This window comes from Hymenobacter sp. BT18, assembly GCF_012273015.1.
In the GTDB taxonomy this organism is placed as follows: domain Bacteria; phylum Bacteroidota; class Bacteroidia; order Cytophagales; family Hymenobacteraceae; genus Hymenobacter; species Hymenobacter lutimineralis.
On record NZ_CP050954.1, the window covers coordinates 1079604 to 1103802 of the forward strand.

The 24199-nt window shown below is 61.9% G+C and carries 22 protein-coding genes; 9 read left to right on the top strand and 13 right to left on the bottom strand.

Features of this window, described 5'->3' with window-relative positions; genetic code table 11:
- Positions 1–2235, bottom strand: a complete 2235-nt coding sequence (locus tag HER32_RS04480) for a light-harvesting protein (protein ID WP_168680864.1) — start codon at positions 2233–2235, stop codon at positions 1–3.
- Positions 2236–2365: 130 nt separating this feature from the next.
- Here HER32_RS04480 and HER32_RS04485 point away from each other — a divergent pair, with 130 nt between their 5' ends.
- From HER32_RS04485 to HER32_RS04505, 5 genes are all read left to right on the top strand, one after another.
- A complete protein-coding gene (locus HER32_RS04485; RefSeq protein WP_149072402.1) occupies positions 2366–2917 on the top strand; it encodes a DUF1572 family protein in 552 nt (183 codons plus the stop codon).
- 261 nt (positions 2918–3178) lie between these two features.
- Positions 3179–3757 (top strand): 2'-5' RNA ligase family protein, encoded by a 579-nt coding sequence (locus HER32_RS04490; RefSeq protein WP_149072403.1) that lies wholly within the window; start codon positions 3179–3181, stop codon positions 3755–3757.
- 110 nt (positions 3758–3867) lie between these two features.
- Complete coding sequence (locus tag HER32_RS04495) at positions 3868–4329, top strand: hypothetical protein (protein ID WP_149072404.1); 462 nt, start codon at positions 3868–3870, stop codon at positions 4327–4329.
- 175 nt (positions 4330–4504) lie between these two features.
- Entirely contained in the window at positions 4505–4672 is a 168-nt protein-coding gene (locus HER32_RS04500) for a hypothetical protein (protein WP_168680866.1), read from the top strand.
- 117 nt (positions 4673–4789) lie between these two features.
- Entirely contained in the window at positions 4790–5650 is an 861-nt protein-coding gene (locus HER32_RS04505) for a DUF3667 domain-containing protein (RefSeq protein WP_168680868.1), read from the top strand.
- Between the two features lie 83 nt (positions 5651–5733).
- Here the strand turns inward: HER32_RS04505 and HER32_RS04510 are convergent, their stop codons facing one another.
- The 3 genes from HER32_RS04510 to HER32_RS04520 all read right to left on the bottom strand — a co-directional run bounded on the left by HER32_RS04510 (position 5734) and on the right by HER32_RS04520 (position 7826).
- A complete protein-coding gene (locus HER32_RS04510) occupies positions 5734–6495 on the bottom strand; it encodes an SDR family NAD(P)-dependent oxidoreductase (RefSeq protein WP_168680870.1) in 762 nt (253 codons plus the stop codon).
- 73 nt (positions 6496–6568) lie between these two features.
- Positions 6569–6988, bottom strand: a complete 420-nt coding sequence (locus HER32_RS04515) for a helix-turn-helix domain-containing protein (protein WP_149072407.1) — start codon at positions 6986–6988, stop codon at positions 6569–6571.
- A 214-nt stretch (positions 6989–7202) separates the two neighbouring features.
- Complete coding sequence (locus tag HER32_RS04520; protein ID WP_168680872.1) at positions 7203–7826, bottom strand: OmpA family protein; 624 nt, start codon at positions 7824–7826, stop codon at positions 7203–7205.
- A 189-nt stretch (positions 7827–8015) separates the two neighbouring features.
- On the opposite strand from HER32_RS04520, the gene HER32_RS04525 reads away from it, so the two are divergent.
- The gene (locus HER32_RS04525) at positions 8016–9044 is read left to right on the top strand and encodes an N-acetylmuramoyl-L-alanine amidase (protein WP_232066374.1); all 1029 of its coding nucleotides are present in this window, start codon (positions 8016–8018) and stop codon (positions 9042–9044) included.
- A 61-nt stretch (positions 9045–9105) separates the two neighbouring features.
- Here HER32_RS04525 and HER32_RS04530 read toward each other — a convergent pair whose 3' ends face one another.
- Both HER32_RS04530 and HER32_RS04535 read right to left on the bottom strand, forming a co-directional pair.
- On the bottom strand, positions 9106–9444 hold the full coding sequence (locus tag HER32_RS04530) for a hypothetical protein (protein ID WP_149072409.1): 339 nt from the start codon (positions 9442–9444) through the stop codon (positions 9106–9108).
- A gap of 54 nt (positions 9445–9498) precedes the next feature.
- On the bottom strand, positions 9499–10803 hold the full coding sequence (locus HER32_RS04535) for an NAD(P)/FAD-dependent oxidoreductase (protein WP_168680873.1): 1305 nt from the start codon (positions 10801–10803) through the stop codon (positions 9499–9501).
- A gap of 303 nt (positions 10804–11106) precedes the next feature.
- Between HER32_RS04535 and HER32_RS04540 the strand changes: the two genes are divergently transcribed.
- Complete coding sequence (locus HER32_RS04540) at positions 11107–12024, top strand: DUF3667 domain-containing protein (protein ID WP_168680875.1); 918 nt, start codon at positions 11107–11109, stop codon at positions 12022–12024.
- A 148-nt stretch (positions 12025–12172) separates the two neighbouring features.
- On the opposite strand, the gene HER32_RS04545 is transcribed toward HER32_RS04540, so the two are convergent.
- From HER32_RS04545 to HER32_RS04575, 7 genes are all read right to left on the bottom strand, one after another.
- On the bottom strand, positions 12173–13144 hold the full coding sequence (locus HER32_RS04545; RefSeq protein WP_168683210.1) for a deoxyhypusine synthase family protein: 972 nt from the start codon (positions 13142–13144) through the stop codon (positions 12173–12175).
- Positions 13145–13299: 155 nt separating this feature from the next.
- Entirely contained in the window at positions 13300–13815 is a 516-nt protein-coding gene (locus HER32_RS04550) for an STM3941 family protein (RefSeq protein ID WP_317169659.1), read from the bottom strand.
- A gap of 15 nt (positions 13816–13830) precedes the next feature.
- Positions 13831–14367: an ATP-dependent protease subunit HslV gene (gene hslV, locus HER32_RS04555; RefSeq protein WP_149071853.1), complete on the bottom strand. Its 537-nt coding sequence runs from the start codon at positions 14365–14367 to the stop codon at positions 13831–13833.
- A 174-nt stretch (positions 14368–14541) separates the two neighbouring features.
- A complete protein-coding gene (locus HER32_RS04560; RefSeq protein WP_168680879.1) occupies positions 14542–16872 on the bottom strand; it encodes a S9 family peptidase in 2331 nt (776 codons plus the stop codon).
- A gap of 188 nt (positions 16873–17060) precedes the next feature.
- Positions 17061–19613 (bottom strand): TonB-dependent receptor, encoded by a 2553-nt coding sequence (locus HER32_RS04565; RefSeq protein WP_168680881.1) that lies wholly within the window; start codon positions 19611–19613, stop codon positions 17061–17063.
- 165 nt (positions 19614–19778) lie between these two features.
- Complete coding sequence (locus HER32_RS04570; protein WP_168680883.1) at positions 19779–21497, bottom strand: pyruvate dehydrogenase complex dihydrolipoamide acetyltransferase; 1719 nt, start codon at positions 21495–21497, stop codon at positions 19779–19781.
- Between the two features lie 161 nt (positions 21498–21658).
- Positions 21659–22285 (bottom strand): histidine phosphatase family protein, encoded by a 627-nt coding sequence (locus tag HER32_RS04575; RefSeq protein WP_149071857.1) that lies wholly within the window; start codon positions 22283–22285, stop codon positions 21659–21661.
- Between the two features lie 211 nt (positions 22286–22496).
- Between HER32_RS04575 and HER32_RS04580 the strand changes: the two genes are divergently transcribed.
- Entirely contained in the window at positions 22497–22931 is a 435-nt protein-coding gene (locus HER32_RS04580; protein ID WP_149071858.1) for a hotdog fold thioesterase, read from the top strand.
- Positions 22871–24148 (top strand): chorismate-binding protein, encoded by a 1278-nt coding sequence (locus HER32_RS04585; RefSeq protein WP_232066376.1) that lies wholly within the window; start codon positions 22871–22873, stop codon positions 24146–24148. Before HER32_RS04580 ends, HER32_RS04585 begins: the two co-directional genes overlap by 61 nt.
- The last annotated feature ends 51 nt before the right edge of the window (positions 24149–24199 follow it).

Genomic DNA, 24199 nt, shown 5'->3' on the forward strand with positions numbered 1-24199 from the left:
TTAGCGCAGGCTGCCGGGCGGCGGCATGGTCTTGGGAGCTGAAGAAGCTTCGCTGGTTTTCTTGGCAATGCCCCGCGGCACGCCCATGCTGTGCAGCATTCCGCTGATCAGGGCCTGCTGCCAAATAGCAAAAACCGACAGCCGCCGGTCGCGGCTCGACTCAATAACGCCTATTTTGAGCTCCTGCCCAGGTTTGCGCGGGTTGTTGTTGCGGATGAGCAAGCCATCCACCAGCTTGGACTTTGCTTTGACGAGCAGCTTTTTTACGCCCTGGTCCTTGTGCTCGGTCAGCAGTTCCAGCTTCAGGTTACTGTAGGCGGCCCACATCTGCCCGCGCACCCCTTGCCGGTCGGCCGTGAAGGCAAAGCGCACCTGGTCCACGTCACCGCTTTTAAAGCGGGCCGACCGCCCGGGCACCGTAATCGGGTTCAGAATGCTGAAGGGGGCCCGGCTAAAGGTGCCCGTTGCGGTATGTCGACCATCGGCCCGGAGCAAAGGCAAGCGGATGGTAACGCCCACCCGGCTACGCTGCTGAAACAAGGCCGTAGCCCGTGCTACGGCTACGGGGGCCACTCGCACCCGGCGGGGGTTGTTGCTGAGGTTGGTGAGGGTGCCGCTCAGCTGCGTGAGGCTCACGCGGCCCAGTTGCGGGCTGCGGGCCGAGCGGTAGCGAAACCAGATGTCGCCTCGCTGAATGCGTAAGCGGCCCAGCTCAAACTGAAAGGGCAAGCGGCGCAGGGCTTCCGGCGTCACCACCGAGAGCCTGGGGTTGATGGGATAACGCCCGTCCCCCGACACCCGTAGCACGGGGCGCGGCAGGGCCAGCTCACCCACCTTTAGGTAGCCGCGCTGCGTGAGGGCCGCCCAGTCTATGCCCGTAGCCTGCAGCTGCGGGGCCCATAGCCGGATATGCGACATCTGGTGCCCCTTACGCCGGCTCAATGCCTCCAGGGACATGGTAGGCTGTACCCCAATGTTTGAGAGTCGCAGCGTTTTCCCAGTAGTCGAGAAGTCTAAGCGCTGGTAAGCCAGGCGGTAGTAGGGGGCATCGAGCAGCATACTCCCCGGCCCGGTGCGCACCCCCCAGCTGCGGCCGTAGAAAATACGCCCCGGTGCCTGGCTGGCGGCCTTTTCCAGCCGGAGGTCCTGGGCCTGCACCATTACCTGTTCTGCGCGGGGCGCCATACTTAGCCCGGCCGCGCGGACCCGTCCATCAACCACCAAGAAACTGCCCAGCCGGAAACGGGGAAATACGCCCGCTACCAGCTCATGCAGGGGCGGCGGGGGCTGGCGGGCGGGCGTAAAGGAGAGGTCGGGGCCCTGCAGGCGAAGCGTATCGGCGGTAAATCTTCCCTGACGTAGGGACCGGACCTGCAGGCCCGTAAGCCGGACTACGGGCAAAGAGAGGGCCACGCGCACCAGCTCGCTGCGCCGGTTGCTGATGGGCACCAGGGGCCGCACGCGCAATGAGTCTATCCGCAGCAGCCCGCTTTTTGTAGCAAAACCCAGCGCCCCCAACTGCAGCCGGTGGCCATACCCTTTGGCTTGGCCGTCGGCTACTCGCAGCTGCCAGGCGGCGGCATACACCACGCGCTGGGTGTCAGCGGCACCGGCCGCGGCCAGGAGAATATCCTGCCCTACCAGCGTGCCCCGCCGAAAGGAAATTGAATCAGCGGTGGTGGGGCGGTAAGCTGCCTGGCCCTCCTGAATACTCAGATAACCCAAGCGTAGTCCTGGCAGCTGACGGGGAAGGCGCTGGTGCAGGGGCTTTGGGTTGTTGGCCGGCAGCCTGCGGCCCGTCAGGCGCAGGTGGGGCGCTTGCAGCACGAGGCTGTCGATGGGCACTACCTGCCGGCGCAGCAAAGCCCCCAGCCCAATGCCCGCAACGCGCAGGCTGCTGGCGTGCAGGCGCAGGGCCAGGGAGTCGGTGGCCAGCAGGGCGGGCGTGGGCACCAGGTCGATACCGCGCACGGTGAGGGTGCGCCGCCAGAGGCTGGTGTGCAGCTCCCGCAGGCGCAGCTGGTAGCGGCCGTGGGTACGGCGGGCCACCTGCGTTTCGGCCTGGCGGCGCAGCCAGGGGTCGAGCAGGAAGTGAACGGCCAGCGCCAGCCCGGCTACTAGCCCTAGACCAGCCACCAGCCACCAGCCCCACCGCACCCGAGGGCGTACAGGCGGCACAGCAGCTGGAGCAGAGGTAGAAGCGGGCACGGTGAGGTAGCGGCAGAAAGCAAGCAAACGAAACCTGAACGTAATGACTGGCAAATGGTTGAACCTGGGCGGCACCAAGCTGGCTTTTTCTGCCTGGTGGGGCGGCACTGGCTTAGATGCCTTATTTTTACTTGCCTTACGACCAGCGTTGTTATCTATGGCAGAATCCGATGCGCTAAGCCAGGCCGTGCTGCACAGCATCCGCCACAGCTTCACTACCTACAAAGGACTAGCCGACCGGGCCCTGGCCCAGCTCGCCCCTTCCGACTGGCTGGTGGTACCCGGCCCGGAGGGTAATAGCCCGGCCGTGTTGCTGCAGCACATGATTGGCAACCTCCGCTCCCGCTTCACCGACTTCTGGACCACGGATGGCGAAAAGCCCGACCGCCAGCGCGACCAGGAGTTTGAGCAGCCCGTCACGATCAACCCGCCCGCGCTGCTGGCCCAGTGGGAAGCGGCCTGGCAAGTGCTGTTCGACCTGCTGGCGGCTATGCCACCCGGCCAGCTGCTGCATCCCGTCACTATCCGGGGTGAAGCCTACACGGCGCTGGGGGCCCTGCAGCGCCAGGTAGCGCACTATGCATACCACACCGGCCAGCTCGTGCAGACCGCCAAAACGCTGCGGGGCACTCAGTGGCAGTCGTTGAGCATTCCGCGCGGGCAGAGCGCGCAGTTCAACCAGCAGATGCAGGCCAACCGGCCGGCGTAAGGCAGTAGTCCGTTCCCGTCGCAGCGCGTAGGCCGCCCCTCCCTGGCCCGGCGCGTATTGAAACGCTTCCGGCGGCTCCTCTCCTTGCCCGGGTAGCTCCGGCGGCACCAGTGCCAAGTAAGCGGCTACCCGTGTACCTTGCACAGGACATGGGCCCCAGGCTACCGTTTTCTCCCTACCTTCCCCGCAAACCCTACCGGCTTGTCTATCTCACCTCTTTCAGCTGTCTGTCCGTCTTCTGGTTCTTCGTCCCCCGAGCCTATGCTGGCCATAACCTCCCTGCTTAACCCCCAGAGTGCCGCGCACATCAACGGCATTATCAAAAACCTGGAAGTAGAATTTGGCCTGGATGATGTGCAGGCTACCCCCGACCCGCACATTACCTACCAGCTGGCGGGCGTGCGCAAGCTCTCGGCCCTGAAGGCGGTGCTGCAGGACATAGCCCGCACCAGCAAGCCGTTTCCGGCCTTCACCACGGGGCTGGGCGTATTTCCGGGCCCTAATCCCGTGATTTACATTCCGGTGCTGCGCTCCGATGCGCTCAACCACCTGCACCACCGCATCCGGCAGGCCACCCGGCCCCTGTGCCTGCGCACCGACAAGTTCAGCGGGCCCGACTGCTGGCTGCCGCATATTTCGCTGGCCCTGCACGATACCACTCCCGACCTGCTGGGGCCGGTGCTGCAGTACCTCAACCAGCAAACCTTCAACCTGAAGCTCAGCATCAGCAACCTGGCTATTCTGCGCCAGGAAGAGGAGCGGTTTGTGCCCGAGAAGCTTTTTCAGTTTGAAGGTCACAAGCACGAGGTAGCCCCCAGCCTGTTTGAAGCTACCCGCTAAGTCTATTTACTTCCAGCCATACTTTTCAGGCAACCAGAACCCGTTTGGCAGGTTGTACCTTCGCGCCCCGCTCCCGCTTTCACTTGCTTCTCTTCACCTTTTTTTTCGCTATGTACTCTACCGTACTGTTACTGCACTCCTGGACGCGCTGGCTCGTCCTCATCTTTGGGCTGATTGCCTTGTTTCGCGCGCTTAGTGGCTGGCAGGGCCGCAAGCCCTATGTGGGGGCCGATAATGGCATGGGGGCCGCCTTTGTAGGCTCTATGCACCTGCAGCTGCTGCTGGGCATCATTCTCTATTTTATCAGCCCCTGGGGCGTAAAAGCCTTCGAAACTGCAGGCAGCGCCGTAATGAAAGACCCTACCGGCCGCTTTTTTGCCGTAGAGCACCTGGTGGGCATGCTGCTGGCGGTAGTAGCCGCCCAGGTAGGCCGTACGCTTTCCAAAAAGGCCTCCGACCCCGTGCTCAAGCACAAGAAAGCCTTCACGTGGTTTGCCATTGCCCTGGTACTGGTGCTGCTCATGATTCCGTGGGGCATCTGGAACCCGGCACGTCCGCTGTTTCATACCTAAGCACTGCGCTGTTTTCAAAACCAGAATCTTCGGGGAGGCCAGCACTGACCACCCCGAAGATTCTGGTTTTTACGCAGTTAAATTCCGGTAGACTACCACACCCTTCCGGCCTTGCCCGCGTAGAAGCTCTTAGTTCCCCCGCCCGTTCTGCCCTACCCTATTGCCTGCTTCTCCTATGAAACCGCCCGTACCCTCCCCGCGCTTTTCTACCTTTGAGTTCAAACAACATGTGCTCACGCGGCTGCAGCAGCTGGCCGCCCAACAGGAAGCCCAAGCGTATGCCCCACTGCTGCTGGCCCTGCGCAAAAACGCAGCCGAGCTACCCTGCGCTAACCGCCCATAGCTGGCTTGCTTTTCCTTTGACGACGACAGCCGGTCTTTACGACCGGCTATTTTTTTGCCTGAGGTGCCGGGCCATTCTGTATTTTTAGCGCGGTTCAACTCCCGTAGTCTCCCTGCTATGCACGCACCATCCGCCCCCAGTCCGGCTACGGCTGCCCCCGCCGCTGCCGCGCCCCACGCCTGCCTGAACTGCGGAACTGCCCTGCACGACCGGTTTTGTGCCCACTGCGGGCAGGCTGCCGACACGCACCGCATCACGCTGGGCCACTGGCTGCACGATATTCCGCACAGCATCTGGCACGTGGATAAAGGACTGCCCTACACGCTGCAGCAAATGCTGCGCCGCCCGGGCTCCACGCTGCAGCGGTACCTGGCCGGGCAGCGGGCCCCCTTTTTCCGGCCCCTCTCCTACCTGCTCATCATCACCGGGCTCATCACCTTTCTGTATGTGGTGCTGCACCTGCGGCCTTACAACATGCACGACCCGGCCATGCCGGCTGAGCTGCGGGCGGTGCAGGAGCGCTTCATCACCTTCTTTTCCAAATACATCAACTGGTTTGCGGTGGCGCTGCTCCCGCTCACGGCCGCAGTGGTACGTTTGTTTCTGCGGCGCGGGCGCTTCAACTACGCCGAGTGCATCACGGTGGCTACCCTCGTAACCGGTACTTCCCACTTCCTGACCTTGGTGGTGCTGCCGGTTTTGTATTTCCTGAACGGTACCAGCCGCGGGCAGCTCCTGATGATGGGAGTAATGCTCCTGACGCTGGCTTACCAGTCCTGGGCCTACGGCAGCCTGCTGCAAGGCACCGGGTTGTCGATGTTGGGGCGCTACCTGCGCGGCTGGGCAGCGGCCATGGGCGGCTACCTGATTACGCTGATTATTGCTATGACCATCATGATCCTGCTGAACCGGGAGCAGATTCAGGCTTTCATCAAGCACAAAACCCAACACCCAGTCCCGTCAGCCGTTGCCCGGTAGCCCCTCAATTAGCCTTGAAAACGCCCGTACGAGTTTCGTACGGGCGTTTCTTGGGTAACAGGAAGCCTGTCAATTCCACGCCCTTATACAAACATGCCCCCAGAGGCTTCAATGCGCTGAGCGTTAATCCAGCGGGCTTCGTCGGTGCAGAGGAAGGCTATGATGGGACCAATATCGTCGGGCTGGCCCACGCGGCCCAGGGCTGTGGCGGCGGCTAGGTACTGATTTAAGTCCTCATTGTCGCGTACGTGGCCCCCGCCGAAGTCGGTGGCAATAGCGCCGGGCGCTACCACGTTGGCGGCAATGCCGCGGCTACCCAGCTCCCTGGCCTGGTAGCGCGTGAGTACCTCCATGGCCCCCTTCATGCTGGCATAAGTGGAAGAGCCGGGGTTGGCAAACCGCGCCAGACCCGAGGAAATGTTGATGATGCGTCCCCCGTCGTTGAGCAAGGGCAGCGCCTTCTGGGTCAGGAAGAAGGGACCTTTGAAGTGAATAGTCAGCATCTCATCGAACTGCCCCTCGGTGGTGTCGGCAAAGGGCGCGTACAGGGCCGTGCCGGCGTTGTTGATGAGGAAGTCGAACTTTTCGGCCCCGAAGGTGGCCCGCAGCGTATGCTGCACGTGCTCCAGAAAGCCGTCGAAGGAGCCTACGTTGGCGGCATCGAGCGGCAGCGCGGCGGCCTGCCCGCCCTGCGCTTCAATTTCGGCTACTACCTGCTGGGCGTCGGCCTGCTGGCGGTGGTAGGTCAGCAGTACGCCGATGCCTTTCTGGGCCAGGTTGAGGGCCATGTTTTTGCCCAGGCCCCGGCTGCCGCCGGTTACCAGAGCTATTTTGCGCGTGCTCATAAAAACGAAGTAGGTTAAATGACTCCGCAAAGTTCTGCCCCACGACGCCCTGCGCTCTGGTGAGTAGTTCAGTTTAACTGGTGACAGTTTCCGTTTTTTCAGGAGCAAACTGCGCCAGCAGTGCCTCCTCCCGGTACTGCCGGGGCGTGAGGCCCACAAAGCGCTTAAAGAACTTGGTGAAGTTGGAGGGGTCGTAAGTGAGGCGCGCGGCCACGGTGGCTATGCTCTGCTGCGGGTCTTGCAGCAGCTCTTTGGACACGGCCACCAGCTTGCGCTCATAAATGGCGCAAGGGGCTTCGCCGGTGGTGAGCTTGAGCGTGTTGCTCAGGTGGGTGGGATGAATACACAGCTGGTCGGCAAAATCCCGGATTTCCAACGCTTCGGTAGCTCGACCAGCGGCCAGATCGTCCACGTGCGCGTGCACGAGGCGGGTGAAGTCGGCCGTTATTTCGTGCTGACGGGCCAGAAGCTTTTTGGGGATGGGCGTAGGCATAAGCGGGTTTGGCAGTGGCCGGAGTTGCTAAGGTTAGTCAACTTTAAGCAAAAGGAAAGCTAGGCAAGCAATACAGAACGTCAGGCTGCAGCTGCGCTCAGCCTGACGCGTTAAGCTGTATGACGAACTGAGCACCTTCAATACCTTACCTACAAAAAGAAAACCTGCCGTCCTGAAGCCGGACGGCAGGTTTCAAAGTGAAGTGAGCAAGGAATTAGCGTACGCGCACAACCAGCTCCACCCGGCGGTTTTCCTTGCGGCCGGCGGCGGTGGCGTTGCTGGCAGCGGGCTGCTGCTCGCCGAAGCTCTCGGTGCTGATGTTGGCGGCGGGCATCTTGCCAGTGTCCACGAGGTAGCTTTTCACGGCGTTGGCGCGCTGTTGGGCCAGGTCTTTGTTGTAGCTGGCGTCGCCGCGCGAATCAGCAAAACCAGCCACGCGGATTTGCTTGCCCGTGTAACGCTGGCCAATGGAGCCGATAACCTCCTGCAAGGTGGCCGCAGCCGAAGGCTTGATGGTGGCTTTATCGGTGTCGAAGAGCACGGTTTCATCCACGGAATACACCTGGTAGTCTTCGTTGCCGCGCACCGTTACGCCCTTGGTTTTAATCTCGGGGAAAGTGGCATCCGTGAGTTTGGCCGAGGCAATGTCGAAGGCGTTTTCTGCGCTGTTAGCGGCATCGTTGGCCATACCTTCGGCAGTTTTGCCGTCGCGGTACACCACGGCCGTATCGGCGGTAGCTTCCTGGGGCTCGTCTTTCGTGGAGGGCTTGTTGAGGCTGTCGCAGCTGCCAAGCGTCAGGGCCGACAGGGCGAGCAGAGAAAGAAAGGGCGTTTTCATGGGTTTTTGGGGAAAGGTTGGGGCGTTCTTACGCTGAGGTTTCGGGAAGGTTAGGCCGCGGCGCCGGGCAATGGTGGGGTTTGCAGCTCATTCCCTCCATTTTTTGCCCGATATATAGACCAATTGCATATTTCCCGCCGCTTTTCCCGTAGTTGGTATTCCATTTCCCGATTTTGCTTTCCCCTGCCGTTGCGAATAGTTCTTCTCCTGCTTTTTCTGGCCCTGCTGGCCACTCAAACGCTGGCTCAGCGTCCTCGCCGGGTGGTGGCCAAGCGCGGCGACGTTATTCAGACCCTGCTCCGCCGCCACGGCCTGCGCTCCGCCGAGCACGTGCGCCAGTTTCGGCAGCTCAACAGGGCGCGGTTGGGCACTAAGGGCCTTATGGCGGGCCGGGCCTATGTGCTGCCCCCGGTGGGCCGTCCCGCCCGCAAAAAGCCTAACACCAAAACGGCACCGGCGGTGGCCGCCAAAACGCCACCCGTAACGCGGGCCGCGCTGTTTGGCCCCGCCTACGCCCGGGTGCAGGTGCGCGACCAGGCCCTGCGCGGGGCCGTGTACTACCTGTCCTCCGGCCACGGCGGGCCCGACCCCGGCGCCATCGGGCAGTACGGCACTTATAAGCTGGCCGAGGATGAGTATGCCTACGATGTGACGGTGCGCCTGGCCCACGTGCTGCTGGAACACGGCGCCACGGTGTACGTGATGGTGCAGGACCCCAACGACGGTATCCGCGACCAGGCCGTGCTGGCTACTGACTACGACGAGGTCCAGCACCCCAACCGGCGCATTCCGCTCAGCCAGGTGCAGCGCCTGCGCCAACGCATTGCCGAGGTCAACCGCCTGCATAGCCGCCACGGCCGCGCGTATCAGCGCCTGTTAGCCTTGCATGTAGACAGCCGCAGCGTGGGCCAGAACATCGACGTGTTTTTCTACCACCATCCTAACAACGCCCTGGGGCTGCGCCTGGCCAAGAACATTCACAAGGTGTTCACGGCGCGCTATAAACGGGCCCAGCCCAACCGCCCTTATTCCGGCAACGTGTCGGAGCGCGGCACGCTCTACGAAGTGCGCAACAGTCACGCCCCGGCCGTGTTCATGGAACTGGGCAACATCCGCAACCAGAAAGACCAGCGCCGCTTTGTGGTGCCCGACAACCGCCAGGCCCTGGCCAACTGGATTTGTGAGGGCCTGATTGCCGATTACGCCAAGCGACGGTGAGTGGGAATGGGTAAATAATTGGATGACAGGCGCCTTCTCATGCTTATGCCCATCCAGCCATTTACCCATTCATCAGCAGGTACAGCAGGTTGTGGTAGAGGATGCCCCGTTCCCCATCGTGGAGGCCGTCGAGACCGGCATCTTCCAAGAGGGCTTCTACCTCTTCATAGTCGTGGAGAAATTCGATTTCGGGCTCGTCTTCGTCGGGGTGCTGGGTGTGGGCCAGGTAGCGGCGCGGCGTTTCCAGGGTGATAAACAGCTTCTGATCCTGGGTTTGGGCTACCAACAAAGCTGCACAGGTACGTAGCGTATCGTCGTCCTCATCGTCGGAGTGCAGGTACACGGTGGTTTTCTCGGCTTCGGGAGTATGCAGCAGAAAGGTAACGAGGTCGAGGGGCATGGCGGAAGCAGAGCAGGTTCGGCCCGAAGGTAGGCGTTGCGGAACTAGGCGCGCCTACTTGCGCCACCAGCGCTGCAGCCCCCGCACCACCCGAATGCCGGCCCGCACCACGGGCCCGCGCCGTGGGCCCAGCAGCTGGCGCACGTAAAACCCCGGCTGCCAGAGTTGCTGGCGCAAGTCCCGGTTCAGAAACATGTTGGTAATGGCATCCGACAAGCGGGGGTTGTTGGCAGCCCGGTTGGCGAAAAAGTTGATGACGCGCGGAAAGCGCAGCAGGCGCTGCATCCGGTAGCTAAGCTCTAGCTGCCGACCCAGGTTTTGGTGGATGGCGTCATCATAGGTGGCCAGGATACCGGCCCCAAACGACTGCGCAGCCAGGGCCTGCCGGGCCGTAGCCGCTGCCAGCCGCCCGCTAAGCATGGCGTTGCTGATGCCTTCGCCCGTGACGGGGTCGATAAGGGAGCCAGCATCGCCCAGGAGCAGGTAGCCCTCCCCCGAAAGGGAGCGGCGCTTGGAGCCCAGCGGCAGTCCAAACCCGCGCACGGTTTCCAGGGGCTCGGCGTCGGCAAACCGCTCTTTCAGGGCCGGGTGCTGGGTCAGCATCTGCTGGAGCCGCTCGCGCAGGTTTACTTTCTGCGCGGCTACGGCCGAGGTAAGCATGCCCACGCCTACGTTGGCCTCGCCGTTGGGGAGCGGAAAAATCCAGAGGTAGCCCGGCAGAAACTCCTGGTGAAAGTGCAGCTCGATGTAGTTGTGCGGGTGCAGGCCCCGCACGCCCCGGTAGTATACCCGCAGCCCCGCGCAATGGTGGGCCGGGTCCAGCGCGTGGCCGCCCACCTGCCGGGAAAAAGCCGACTGCGCCCCGTTGGCTACCAATAGCAGCCGCGCCCGGATGCGGGTCTGGCCATCGGCCGATTCTACCAGCCAGCGCCCATCAGCGGTGCACTCTTGTCGGCTGATGTTTACTCCTTCGAGCAGCGTGACTTCGGGCCGCTGGCGCAGCTCTTCCACCAGCAGCAGGTCGAAGTCCAGACGTTTGATAATGTGCCCGCCGGGGGGCGTGTCCGGGGTGAAGGCAGGAAGGGCCGGCAGCTGGATGCCCCGGCCGTTGGGGGCCGAGAAGTGTACCCCCCAGGTGGGCAGCTGGCGGGAAGAAGCAGCCAACCGGCCCGGCAGGGCAGCATCAATGAGGGCCAGTTCCGGCAGCACGCCGCTGCCCAGGGCATCGCCGCAGATTTTGTCGCGCGGAAATACGGCCCGGTCGACTACTAGGCACGGTACCCCAGCCTTGGCCAGGTGCAGGGCGGCGGTAGCGCCCGCTGGGCCCGCGCCCAGCACACAGATATCGACGTCGTACATGCGAAACAACTACTTAGCAGCTTGATAGTCCGGCCGCAACTGCTTACTGTCCCTAACACCTTAAGCGGGCCAGCAAGCCTGGCGTTGGAATGGGTGCGACCCTCAAAGATAGCCAGTGTTTATCAGCAAAGGCCCTCCTTGTTACGGTTCGACTTTTCAGGCTTAGCAATAGCTGCTACCTCGACTGAACTCGGCCAACTGGCAGACGGCAGGCTGGGCGCGTGATAACTGCCCCACTGGTGAGGCATTTGGTCTGAAAATCATAACTGGCTATCTTCCGGCTCGCCACAAAACGCCCGTGCTATGCAGACCGCTTCTTTGTCTTCCGACGTTTTCGCCCCGGAGTTGGCCTCCCACCTAAGCCACACTTCCAGGCACGCGGCGGTGGCATGCCTGAACTGTGGCCACCCCGTGCCAGACCGGTTTTGCGGGAAGTGCGGGCAGGATGCGCACCACACGCATCGCCTCACCCTGACGGACATGCCGCACGACATTCTGCATTCTATCTGGCACGTTGATAAGGGCATTTTATATACGCTGAAAACAATGGTGCTGCGCCCCGGCCCCACTATCCGGGCCTACCTGGCCGGCCAGCGCGTCGACCATTTCCGGCCTCTGTCGTTGCTATTCATGATAACGGGGCTGTATGCGCTGCTGTGGGCGGTGCTGCACATTCAGGCCTTTCCCCCCAAAGACCCCAACATGCCCGAGGCCGTGTGGCAGATGCAGATGACCTCCACCAAGTTTTTCATGAAGTACCTGAGCTGGTGCTACGTGGCCATGGTGCCCGTGTGGGCGTTGTTTGCCCGCTGGCTGTTGCGGCGCGGCGGCTACAACTATGCCGAATGCCTGATCATTGCGGCCTTTATCACGGCCATGTGCAACTTTTTCAGCTTGCTGTACCTGCCGGTTATGTACAAGTATAGCGGCACCCCACAGATTGGCACCGTCAGTATGCTGTTTATGGTGCCGGTATTTGCCTACACCACGTGGGCCTACGGCAGCTTGCTTGCGCACACTGGAATGCGCCTATTCGGCCGCTTATGGCGGGGCCTTCTCACTTACCTGCTAGGGTATCTAACCTGCGTGCTCGTTATTGTCGTCACTACCTACGCCCTGAACTGGTCTACGTTCAAGCAGGCAATGAAGCAGCAGTACCAGCAGGAGCTACAAAAGAAAAGCCGCAGCCCCAAGCCAACCGCAGCACCTCAGGTCCGGTAGCTGGGGTAGGCGGTGGATACCGCAGGCGCAAGCGTAGCGAACTTCGTGTCAGACGCATGTATCTACTCAACCGACAGGTGCGCCAGAGCACAAAAAGCCCCGCCGCTGATATTCAGCGGCGGGGCTTTTTGGGAAAGTTAAGTGGCACTTATTGCCCCAGCACCATCGCGAAAATCAGCGGCGCGACGATGGTAGCGTCCGACTCGATGATGTACTTAGGCGTGTCCTGACCCAGCTTGCCCCAAGTGATTTTCTCGTTGGGCACAGCACCGGAGTAGGAGCCGTAGGACGTGGTAGAGTCCGAAATCTGGCAGAAGTAGCCCCACAGCGGCACCGAGGTGCGCTGCAGATCCTGGTGCAGCATGGGCACCACGCAGATGGGGAAGTCGCCGGCGATGCCGCCGCCAATCTGGAAGAAGCCCACTTTGCTTTCCTCCTTAGCGTTCTGGGTGTACCAGTCGGCCAGGTAAATCATGTACTCGATGCCGGTGCGCACGGTGTGCACGTTCTGGATGTCGCCCGAGATGACGTGGCCGGCGAAGATGTTGCCCAGCGTGGAGTCTTCCCAACCGGGGCAGATGATGGGCAGGTTTTTTTCGGCCGCGGCCAGCATCCAGGAGTCCTTGGGGTCGATCTGGTAATACTGCTCCAACTCGCCCGACTTCAGGATCTGGTAGAAGAACTCGTGGGGGAAGTACCGCTCCCCGGCTTTGTCAGCCTGCTCCCAGAACTTAAGCACCGAGTGCTCCAGGCGGCGCATGGCTTCCTCTTCGGGAATACAGGTGTCCGTCACGCGGTTCATGTGGCGCTCCAGCAGGGCCTGCTCGTCGGCGGCGGTCAGGTCGCGGTAGTTCGGTACCCGCTCGTAGAAGTCGTGGGCTACCAGGTTGAAGATATCCTCCTCCAGGTTGGCACCCGTGCAGCTGATGATTTGCACCTTGTCCTGGCGGATGAGCTCGGCCAGCTGGATGCCCATTTCGGCGGTGCTCATGGCGCCGGCCAGGGTAATCATCATCTTGCCGCCTTCGGCCAGGTGCTTGTTGTAGCCTTCGGCGGCATCAATCAAAGCAGCGGCGTTGAAGTGGCGGTAGTGGTGCTTGAGGAAGTTGGTTACGTTCATGGAATCGGGGGTTTCAGTAGTATTGGTGGGTGTGCGGTGTACAATCAAATGACAGCCGGGAATCGTTCAATACGGGGTTGTTGAGGCGAAGATTCTGCCGCGCGTACCATGGCGGCTGGGTTGCGCACAATTAGCCGCCGGGTGAGGCCCTGGAGCTAGCTGGAGGGAAGTGAGTTGGCAGGGCCTAGTCGGGCCGCAGCGCTCTGCTTTAGGATGTATTCCAGCAGCTGCTCCGGGTTCAGGTCAACGCCGCTCAGGTTCACGGACACGGGCGTGAAGCCCAGGGCTTCGTTGGCGGCGGCCAGCTTGCGCTTCAGCGGCGGGAGGCGGCTCAGGTAGGCTTCTTCGTTGCGCAGGAGCAGGCAGATAAAGTACTCCTGGTTGATAGAGCGCACGTAGGCATCCGTGATGTCGGCCCAGGGAATGAGCCCCACACCTAGCGTACGGTCGAGGATACCCGTGTCGGTGATATGCAGGCGGGGCCGCGTGTCGAGCAGCTGCCGGATGCCGATGACTACGCCGGTACCAAAGAACAGGATGGTGACCAGGCCCAGGGGCCAGTTGCCGGTTTTCACGATCAGCCAACTACCCATCACCACGAAGACCAGCCCGCCAAAGGTGAGCAGGGCGTACCGCTTGCGGGAGTTGTAGAAAATCAGATCCTCCGTCATCACCTCGGGGGCAGCTTATTCGGGCTGCTCAATCATCAGGTTGTGGTTGGTGTAGATACAGATATCGGCGGCAATGTGGAGGGCTTCCTCCACCATCTGCCGGGCCGTGAGGTGGGGCGCGTGCTTCTTGAGGGCCAGGGCGGCGGCCTGCGCATACATGGCGCCCGAGCCGATGGCGGCTACGTCGGAGTCGGGCTCCAGCACGTCGCCGGAGCCGGCAATGATGAGCAGCTCGTCCTTGTCGCACACCACCATCATGGCTTCGAGCTTGCGCAGGTACTGGTCCTTGCGCCATTCTTTGGCCAGCTCAATGGCAGCCCGGCGCAGCTGCCCGCCGTAGCCGCCCAGCTTTTCCTCAAACTTATCGAGCAGCATAAAGGCATCGGCGGTGGAGCCGGCAAAGCCCGTCACCACCTTGCCCTCGTGGAGCTTGCGCACCTTGCGCACGTTGCTTTTGGCCACGTGCTTGTCCATGGTGGCCTGGCCGTCGGCGCCGAGGGCAATCTGCCCGTTGTGGCGCACACCGAGCACGGTAGTCGAGCGAATTCTCATGGCAACAATACGAAGAGATAAAACAGTTTTTCGGCGGAAGAGGCGCAAAGCTACGGGAATCCGCTGGCAACGACCCAAACATGGTTATAAGAAGACCGTCATTCCGAGCATGTGGCTTGAAGCACCACATGTTCGGAATGACGTTTTGGTGTTGACTATTCAACCCTCTTACGTCTACTGCACCGCGTTGCGCGGATCGGGCTTGGCTTTGAGTTCGTAGTTGACGGGCGGCGTGGCCCCGGCCAGGTGCTCCACGAAGTAGTCCCAGCGGCGGCGCATCATGTAGTACGAGGCGGCACCGTAGCCGTGGCGGGCCTGCGGGAATACCACCAGGTCGTAGCTTTTGTTGGCTTTGGTGAGGGCGTCCACCACCAGCCAGGTGTTGTAGGGCGGCACGTTGTCGTCCATCAGACCGTGGGCCAGCATCAGCTTGCCCTGGAGGTTTTTGGCGAAGGGGGCGTTGGCCTGGTTGTCGTAGTTGGTAGTGCCGTCGGGGTTAGTCTTGAGCAAACCGATGTAGCGCTCGGCCCAGTCGTCCTCATAGTTGCGGTTTTCGTGGTTGCCGGATTCCGAAATGCCCACTTTAAAGAACTCGGGGTAGCGAAACATGGCTGCCGCTGTGGCGTAGCCGCCGCCCGAGTGTCCCCAGATACCAGCCCGCTCCAAGTCAATGTAGAAGTACTTCTGGGCCAGCTGGCGCATGCCGGACACCTGGTCAGACAGTGTATTTTCGGCCATGTTGCCGTAGCAGGCATCGTGGTAGCTCTTGGAGCGCAGGGGGTTGCAGCTGCCTTCAATCACCACCACCACAAAGCCCAGCTCTGCCAGGGCCTGGTTGTCGTTGCGGGCCGAGCTGAACGACCAGCTGCCCACGCCCCCACCCTGCGGGCCGGGGTAGATGTAGTTGATGATGGGGTACTTCTTGCCGGGCTCCAGCGTGGTGGGCGTAAACATCAGCCCGTAGAGGTCGGTCTGCCCGTCGGCGGCTTTCACCGTGATGGGCGTGGGCGCTTTCCAGCCGGTAGCGGTAAGGCGGGAAACGTCGGTTTTCTCCAGGGTTGACAGCAGCTTGCCATCGATGGCACGTAGTACCGTCACGCCCGGCTTATCGGGCTGGGAGTACGTGTCCACAAAGTAGCAGCCCGAGGGCGCGAAAGTTACCAGGTGGTTGCCGGGCTCGGGGGTGAGCAGCTTCAGGTTTTTGCCATCGAGCCCAATGCGGTAGAGGTACGTGAAGTAAGGGTTACCCGGCTCCCGGCCATCGGCCAGGAAGTACAGCTCGCGCCGCTTTTCATCTACCTGCACCAGCTGCGTAACCGCGAAGTCGCCCTTGGTAATCTGCTGCTTGACCTTGCCGCTGGTGGCATCATACAAGTACAAGTGGCCCCAGTTGTCGCGCTCCGAGTACCAGATGACTTCTTTGCTCTTAGGCAGGTAGTGCCAGTTGATGGCGCCCTGCCCCGACTCGTACTGCGTGGCCACGGTTTCCGAAAACACGTCCCGCACCGCGCCGGTGGTGGCATCGGCAATGCGGAATTTCTCCTCCTTATGGTCGCGGGAAGTCGAGACGAAGGCCAGCTCCTGGGTATCGGGGCTCCAGTCTACGTCGTCGAAGGTGCCGCTGCTGGCAATATCGTCGGAGAGGCTGCCCCGGTGCGGGTCGGGGGCCATCTGGAAGCGCACCACTTTCGGGCTGTTCACTTCAATCACGACCCGCTCGATAGTGGCAATGTCCTGGTCACCGGGCAGGGGGTACTTCCACGCTTCCAGCTTCGGATGGCCCACGTTGGTGGTCACCAGGTACATGTCGCCCACGCGGCGCTGGTCCTGGCGGAAGGTGGCAATCTTGCGCGAGTCGGGCGACCAGCGCAGCACGGGCCGGTCGCTGTGGGTCCAGCCGGCGTTGTCGGTGGCGTAGCCGTAGTCCTTGGCGCCGTCGGTAGTAAGCTGGGTGAGCTGGTTGGTGTGGGTGTCGCGCACCCACAGGTTGTCGTCCTTGATGAAAGCGGCCAGCTTGCCGTCGGGCGACTCAATTTCGTTGCCTTCATTGGCGTAAGGCGTGTTTGGAGCTGCATCGGGTCTCAGTTGGCCGCTGCCTACGCTGTATTTCCAGGTTTTGCCGTTGGCGGCGAAGGATATAGTCTTCGCATCGGACGAAAACGAGAGCGTGCGGAAAGGCAGCCGGTTGGCCTCGTACGTCTGGCCGCTGGCCTTCGACAGCGCCGCCGCCAGCCTGGCCTGGTCGAAAGCCGGCTGGCGGGTTTTACGGGCCGGATCTACCAGGATAAACTCGCTGCCCCGGGCCGTGAGCACGCGGTACCAGAACCGGTCGTTGTCCAGCCAGTTGAGCTGGCCGGCGCTGCCATCTACCAGCGCCTGGGTGTTGTAGCTCAGAAACCGCTCGGCCCGGGCATAAGCCTGGGAAGAGAGAGCGGGCCGCTGCTGGGCTGAGGCCGTCGAGACGCAAAAGGCGCCGACGGTAAAGGCCAGTAAATACTTGTGCATAGAAAGTAAAAAACGGGATTATCCGTCCGAAACAGACGGGGGCGGAAGGTAGCACCAATCCCCGAAATGCGCACCGCCGGCCCGTCATTCCCCAAATGCAACATACCGGACCAGCCCGGGCAACGCCCCGACCAATCCGGTATGGTCTATACATTAGGTTCAGCTTCAGCCTGTATCAGCCGTAAAAGCTAGAAACGGGCCTGCAGCTTGGCAAAGTAGAAGCGGCCATTAGCCCCCATCTGCACCGGGTCCCAGGCACCGCCGGTTTCCGTGAGCTGGGGGTTGAACAGCGTGGGGTAGCGGTTGAACAGGTTGGTGCTGCCCACCGAGAACTGCAGGTGGTTGGTGAGGGCGTAGCTCAGCGTCAGATCGGTGGTCACCCGGGCGTCGTAGTTCATGTCATTTCCGTCCCAGTCAATGAGCTTCACCTTATCGAAGCGCACGAAGCGTAGCAGGGTGCTGAAGCGGCCCACCTGGTAGTCGAAGGTTAGGTTGATTTTGGATGGGGGCGCGGAGGCTTTCACAAAGGCCTGCTCGCGCTTGCCAAAGAACTCTTCGTCGCGCCCGGTCAGCTTGCCGGAAGTGCGCACCCGGTCGATGCGCAGGTTGTTTAAGTTGGCGGCCAGGCTGGAGTTCAGGCGGCTTTTGCCCAGCATCAGGCTATGACTCAGCACCACGTCGAGCCCCAGGGAGCGGGTGTCGGCGGCGTTGGCAAAGAACTGGGCCTGGCCCACGTTCAGGGCCTGCAGGTCGGGGCCAATAACGGGGTCGTCGTCGCCGAACTGGCTGGTGAGCACCACGCGGTCCTTCACCTTGATGTAGTAGCCGTCCAGCGTCACGCTGAAGCCCGAGCCGAGGCGGCTAGTCAGGCCCACGTTGGCACTGTTGGAGGTTTCCTGCTTGAGGCTGGGAACACCCAGTTTTTGCGTCACGGCGCTGTTGTTGCGCGCCAGCAGCACTTCCACCGGATTGCCGTTAATGAAGTTGGTAAATGTGGAGTTGAAGTTGATCTGGGCCAGGGAAGGTGCCCGGAAACCGGAGCTGAACGTCCCGCGCAGCGTCAGAAACTCGGTTACGTTGTAGCGGGTGGCTACTTTGTAGTTGAGGGTGCTGCCAAAGTCGCTGTAGTTCTCAAAGCGCAGGGCACCCGCCAGCAGCCACTGCGGCGTCACGCTCAGCTCGGCATCGGCATATGCCCCGAAGTTGGTGCGGTCGGCCTCGATTTCGTCGCCGGGCTGAAAACCCGGGAAGCCCTGAGAGCCACCCGCCAGCTCCGAAGCGGGGTCATAGTTTTTATAGGAGCTTTCTTCCCCGGCAAAAAGCGAGTACCACTCCTTGCGCCATTCCAGCCCTGCGGCCAGGTTCAGCCCGTTCAGCACGCTGGTGTAGTTGCGCGTGGCGCTTAGGCCGACCACATCCTGGCGCAGTTGGAAGCCGCCCGCGTCGAACGAGGTGGGCGAGGCGGCGCCAAGGGTCGTGTTCAGCGTGTTGCGTACGCCGTAGTGAAAGCGGTTGGAGCCGTAGTTGTTGCTCAAATCCAACTCCCAGCCGCCCAGGTTCGTGCGCACCCCGGCCACTGCCGAGAAGTCATCGATGTCGCTGGTGATGATGGGGTCGAAGCCGTTGGGGTAGATGGCGGGTACGTTGCGGTCATCATCGGCGAAGCGCGTCCAGGCAAAAGCATCCCCCTTGCGCTTGTTATAGCCCCCGAACACGTAGGCGTGTGACTTATCACTAAGAGCAAATTTCGAGTTCAGGTACACCGACGCGTTGGAAACTTCCGGGTCGCCGTACTCGCGGCGGGCCAGGCCATCGGGGGCAGGCACGGCGGCCCGCTGGGTGTGCTCCCGCTTGTTGTAATCGAGGGTGGCGTTGATAAAGCTGCCTTTTTCGCCGAAGCCCAGGCCGTAGTTCACGTTGGCGTTCAGGTTGCCCCCGTCGAATTTCTCGTCGTCGCGGCGGTACTTGGCATCGTAGGCGCCGTAGTTTACGCTGGCCGTCAGTTCCTTCACCGAGCTTTTGAGCACAATGTTGATGACGCCGGCAATGGCATCGGAACCGTACTGGGCCGCGGCACCGTCGCGCAGAATCTCAATCCGCTCAATGCTGGCGGCGGGTATCACGTTCAGGTCGGTGCCGGTGTTGCCGCGGCCGCGCGAGCCGAACAGGTTCACGAGCGCCGACTGGTGCTGGCGCTTGCCATTCACCAGCACCAGCGTCTGGTCGGGGCCCAGGCCGCGCAGGGAAGCTGGGTCCACGTGGTCGGCCCCGTCGGAGCCAGTCTGGCGGTTGGAGTTGAAGGACGGCGCCACAAACTGGAGCAGTTGGTTCACGTCGAGCTGCCCGGTTTTGGTGGTCACCTCGCGCAGGTCAATCACATCCACCGGGGAAGGCGAATCGGTAACGGAACGGTTCTGGCTGCGCGAACCCACCACCTGCACGGCGCCCAGGCTAGTGGTCGACTCGGTTAGCTGCACGCTGAGACCCGCGCCACCCGCCACTTCCTGTGGGGCGTAGCCGATGGAGCTGATTACCAAGCGCGGGGCACTGCTGCGGCTCTGAAGCGTGAAGCGTCCTTCGTTATCGGTGGCGGTACCGTTGTTGGTCCCCTTTTCCACGACGGTAGCGCCAATCACGGCGCGGCCGGCGGCATCCTGCACCCGGCCTGTTAAGGTTTGACTTTGGGCCCAGGCCGAGGCAGTGGTGAGGCACAAGGTCACGGCAAGTAAATTTTTCCGCATACACAAGATAGAAAAGTGAGTGACAGGAAGCAGCTGCAACTGCCTCTGCAACAAGTATAGGCCTTTTACAACCAATTAAAACTTTATTAAGACCCGGGCCCATGAAAAAGCCCCGGCCGAGCTAAGCTCAACCGGGGCTTTCAGGGCCAAACTGGCCAACTATTCTCAGATCAGCATGCGCATGGGGTCTTCCAACAGGCTTTTCAGCGTCTGTAGGAAGGCGGCCCCGGTAGCGCCGTCTACCACGCGGTGGTCGCAGCTCAGGGTCACCTTCATCACGTTGCCAATAGCCAGCTGCCCATCCTTCACCACGGCGGTTTGCTTGATGCCGCCCACAGCCAGGATGCAGGCATCCGGGGGGTTGATGATGGCCGTGAATTCCTCGATACCGAACATACCCAGGTTGGAGATGGTGAAGGTGCTTCCCTCCCACTCGCTCGGCTGCAGCTTCTTGGTCTTGGCTTTTTCGGCCAGGCTCTTCACTTCCGTGGCAATGGTCGACAGGCCTTTGCCGTCGGCGTTGCGCACTACAGGTACCAGCAGGCCTTCTTCCACGGCTACGGCCACGCCAATGTTGACGAGCTTGTTGACGCGGATTTTGTCGCCCAGCCAAGAGGAATTAACGGCGGGGTGCTGCTTGAGGGCCACGGCGGCAGCCTTAATGACCAGGTCGTTGAACGACAGCTTCACCGGCGACAGGGCGTTGAGCTGAGTGCGCACTTCCATGGCCCGGTCCATCAGGATTTCCATCGTCAGATAGAAATGCGGGGCCGTGAACAGGCTTTCCGAGAGACGACGGGCAATAACCTTGCGCATCTGCGACACGGGCGTGTCAGTATACGTATCGGCGGCGGGGGCCACGGCCGGGGCCAGGCCACCAGTCGTAGCCGGGACGGGGGCAGCCTGCGGAGCTTCGGCAGCCGCCGGGGCAGCTTGTGGGGCGGGCTGAGCGGCAGCTGGAGCCGCAGCGGCCGGGGCGGTTTCCAGGTCGCGGGACACAATGCGGCCGTTTTCGCCGGAGCCTTTGATGGTAGCCAGGTCAATGCCTTTGTCTTTGGCAATGCTCTTCGCCAGCGGCGAGGCGAAGATGCGCCCACCAGCGGCCGGAGCAGCGGCAGCTTCCTCAGCGGCCGGAGCGGGGGCCGAGGTCGTGGCGGCGGCCGGAGCCGCTTCGGCTGCCACTGGGGCGGCGCTGCCACCACTCTGCCCGCCTAGCAGGGCCTGCACGTCGGCTCCTTCCTCGCCAATGATGGCCAGGATGCCATCCACGGGAATAGCTTCGCCCTCTTTGGGACCGATGTAAAGCAGGGTCCCATCTTCGTAGTTGTCCAGCTCCATGGTCGCCTTGTCGGTTTCCACTTCCGCCAGCACGTCACCGGATTTCACTTTGTCGCCTACTTTCTTCAGCCAGGCGGCAATAGTGCCTTCGGTCATCGTGTCGCTCATCTTCGGCATCCGAATAACGGTGGCCTTCTTGCCATTGGCAGCCGGCGCCGGCGCGGGTGCCGGGGCAGGTGTTGCCGCTGGGGCAGGCGCAGCAGCGGGTGCCGGGGCCGCAGGAGCGGGGGCGGCTTCCGCTTTCGGCGCTTCCGGGGCCGGAGCAGCGGGGGCCGCACCACCGCCGAGCAGGGCCGAGATATCTTCGCCTTCTTTGCCTACGATGGCCAGCAAGCCGTCTACGGGCACTGCTTCGCCCTGCTTGGGGCCAATATGCAAAAGGGTGCCGTCCTCATAATTTTCCAGCTCCATGGTGGCCTTGTCGGTTTCAACTTCGGCCAGGATATCCCCGGATTTTACCTTATCCCCTACTTTCTTGAGCCACGAGGCAATGACCCCTTCGGTCATCGTATCGCTCATTTTGGGCATTTTTATGACTTCGGCCATCAGCGTCTTCAGTTGAGTTGAGGGTCAAAAATAGACCGGATTTTTGGGGGGCGCAAGCTATACCTATATCTCGTGGGCGGGCAGCCAGCGGCGAATTTTCGCCTTGGAATTTCCGCGGCCTGATTCTTCTAACGTAAGTTCCCGGCCCGCGGCCGTTGGGGCTACAGGCCCGGCTGCTGCAAGTGCCGCATATCCAGAAAGCTGCGCACTGTAAACAGGCTGCCGGTGTAGTGCAGCTTGTACAGGCACAGGTTGTGGTGCTCAAAAGAATCCATCTGACTGAGCGGGTAGCCTAGCAACTGACATAGCAGCACGCGCATAGCGCGCCCGTGCATGCACACCAGCACGGTTTCTTCCTCGGGGCGGGAAGTGAGCAGCTCAATAAAAGGGCGCTGCCGGGCGGCTACTTCGTCGGGGCTTTCGCCCCCGGCCATAGCCGTTGCCGTTTGGCCGGCGCGCCACTGCTGCAGCACGCTGTAGTATTCCTCATCTTCCTCGGGCGTAATGCGGGTGCCCTCCCGGATGCCCCAGCTAATCTCGTTGATGCCCCCGTGCTGCTCATGCGGAAGGCCCAGATCCAGAAAACCCTGCACCGACTGGTGGGTGCGCTGCAGCTTCGACGTGTATACTTTATCGAAGGGAATGTGGCCGTAGGCGGCAAAAAACTGCGCAGCCTGCCGGCGACCGGCTTCGTTCAGGCTCGAATCTACCCCGCTGCCCTGCACGATGCCGCGCACGTTGAAATCGGTCTGCCCATGGCGAATGAGGTATATTTTTTTGACGCTCACTTTCCCGCTAGTTTTGCTGTTTCAGCCGTTAAAGTACGGCCTTTCCGGCTAGGGCGTCGTATCCAAACCCTACTTTTCTCCCTGCCTCAGCCCCCGGCGCCCACCAATGCAGCAAGCATTTTGCCGACTTATTGGTATTACATGTTCACGATAGTTTCGTAAGCCGCAACCCATGCCTATGGGTTGCTGGCTTTTCATTTTCGTCTGTTCTATGACGCTCGAACAAATAAAGGATTGGGTAAGTAAGCGCCCTACGCTGGCCGATAACCTCGGCATTGAGCTGACTAATCTTACCCCCGAGTACCTGGAAGGCCGCATGCCCGTGGATGGCCGTACCCACCAGCCCATGGGCCTGCTGCACGGGGGCGCCTCGGTGGCCCTGGCCGAAACCCTGGGCAGCATTGGCGCCTTCAGCCGCCTGTCCGACCCTACCAAGCAAGCCTGCGTGGGCCTGGAAATCAATGCCAACCACCTGAAAGGCGTGCGCGACGGGCACGTGATTGGCCGCGCCGCGCCCCTGCACGTAGGCCGCAGCACCCAGGTCTGGGAAATCCGCATTACGCACGAGGAAACCGGGGCCTTGGTGTGCATCAGCCGCATTACGATGGCCGTCATCGACTTACCCGCTACGGCTCCCCGGGCATGAGCAGCCTGCAGCGGATTGCCTGGACGCCCGCGCTGCCCGTGGACACCCGGCTACGGCATTTGGTAGCCCTGGCCCTGACGAGTGGCCGCCCCGTGGCGTTGTGGCGCCTGCCGGGAGCTGCGCATGCTCGTCTTTGCCTCAGCCTGAAGGTGGATGCCGCCTACGCGGGGCTGCCTCCGGCGCTGGAGCCTACGGCACCGGCGGGGTTTGCCTTTTTTCCCTTTCACGATTCCGACCACAATCCTCCCTTCTTTTTTCCCGCCGACCTGTTTTTTGACCTGGCCCAGCCAGACGAAATCCAGGTAAGTGCTGCCGCGGCTGCCCGCCTGCCCGAGCTGCGGCAGCGCTTTGCCAACTTACCAGCTACCCCCGATCTGCCCTGGCACGTAAGCCCTCAGCCAGCACCGGAGCCGGCTACGCGGGCCACCTACGAGGCCCTGGTGACGGCGGGCGTGGCCGCCATTGAAGCCGGTACCGTGCGCAAGGTGGTATCGAGCCGGGCCGTGCGCCAGCCTTTGCCAGCGGGATTTGATGTGCTGGCCGCCTTCGACGACTTGCAGACTCGCTATCCGAATGCCTTTGTGTCGCTGGTAAGCGCGCCGGGGGCCGGCACCTGGCTGGGGGCCACGCCCGAGGTGCTGGCAGAAATTGACGAAGACCGGGTGTTCCGGACCATGGCGCTGGCGGGCACTCAGCCCCTGCTGCCCGGCCTGATACCGGCCACGGCCAAGTGGGCGCAAAAGGATATTGAAGAGCATGCCCTGGTGGCCCGCTACATTGTCAACTGCTTTAAGCAGCTGCGCCTGCGCGAGTACGATGAGCGGGGCCCGCGCACAATAGTGGCCGGCCAGATGCTGCACCTGCGCACCGATTTCGCAGTGCACCTCACGCAGGTTCCTTTCCCTACGCTGGGCACGGATATGCTCCGCCTGCTGCACCCTACCCCGGCCGTGGGGGGGGTGCCCCGGCAGCCCGCCCTCGATTTTTTGCGCACCCACGAAGGCTACGACCGGGCCTACTACGCGGGCTTCCTGGGCCCCGTCAACCTGCCGGCCAGCGGCGTTACGCAGCTGTTCGTCAACCTACGCTGCTTACAGCTACGCCCCCAGGAGGCCATTCTGTACGCAGGCACCGGCCTTACCATCGACTCCGATCCGGCCCGCGAGTGGCAGGAAACTGAGCTGAAGCTCCGAACGGTGGGCGCCATTCTGCAGTAAACCCGTGCGTGATTTAGCAACTCGGTAAGTTGCCTTGCCATTTATCCTGGT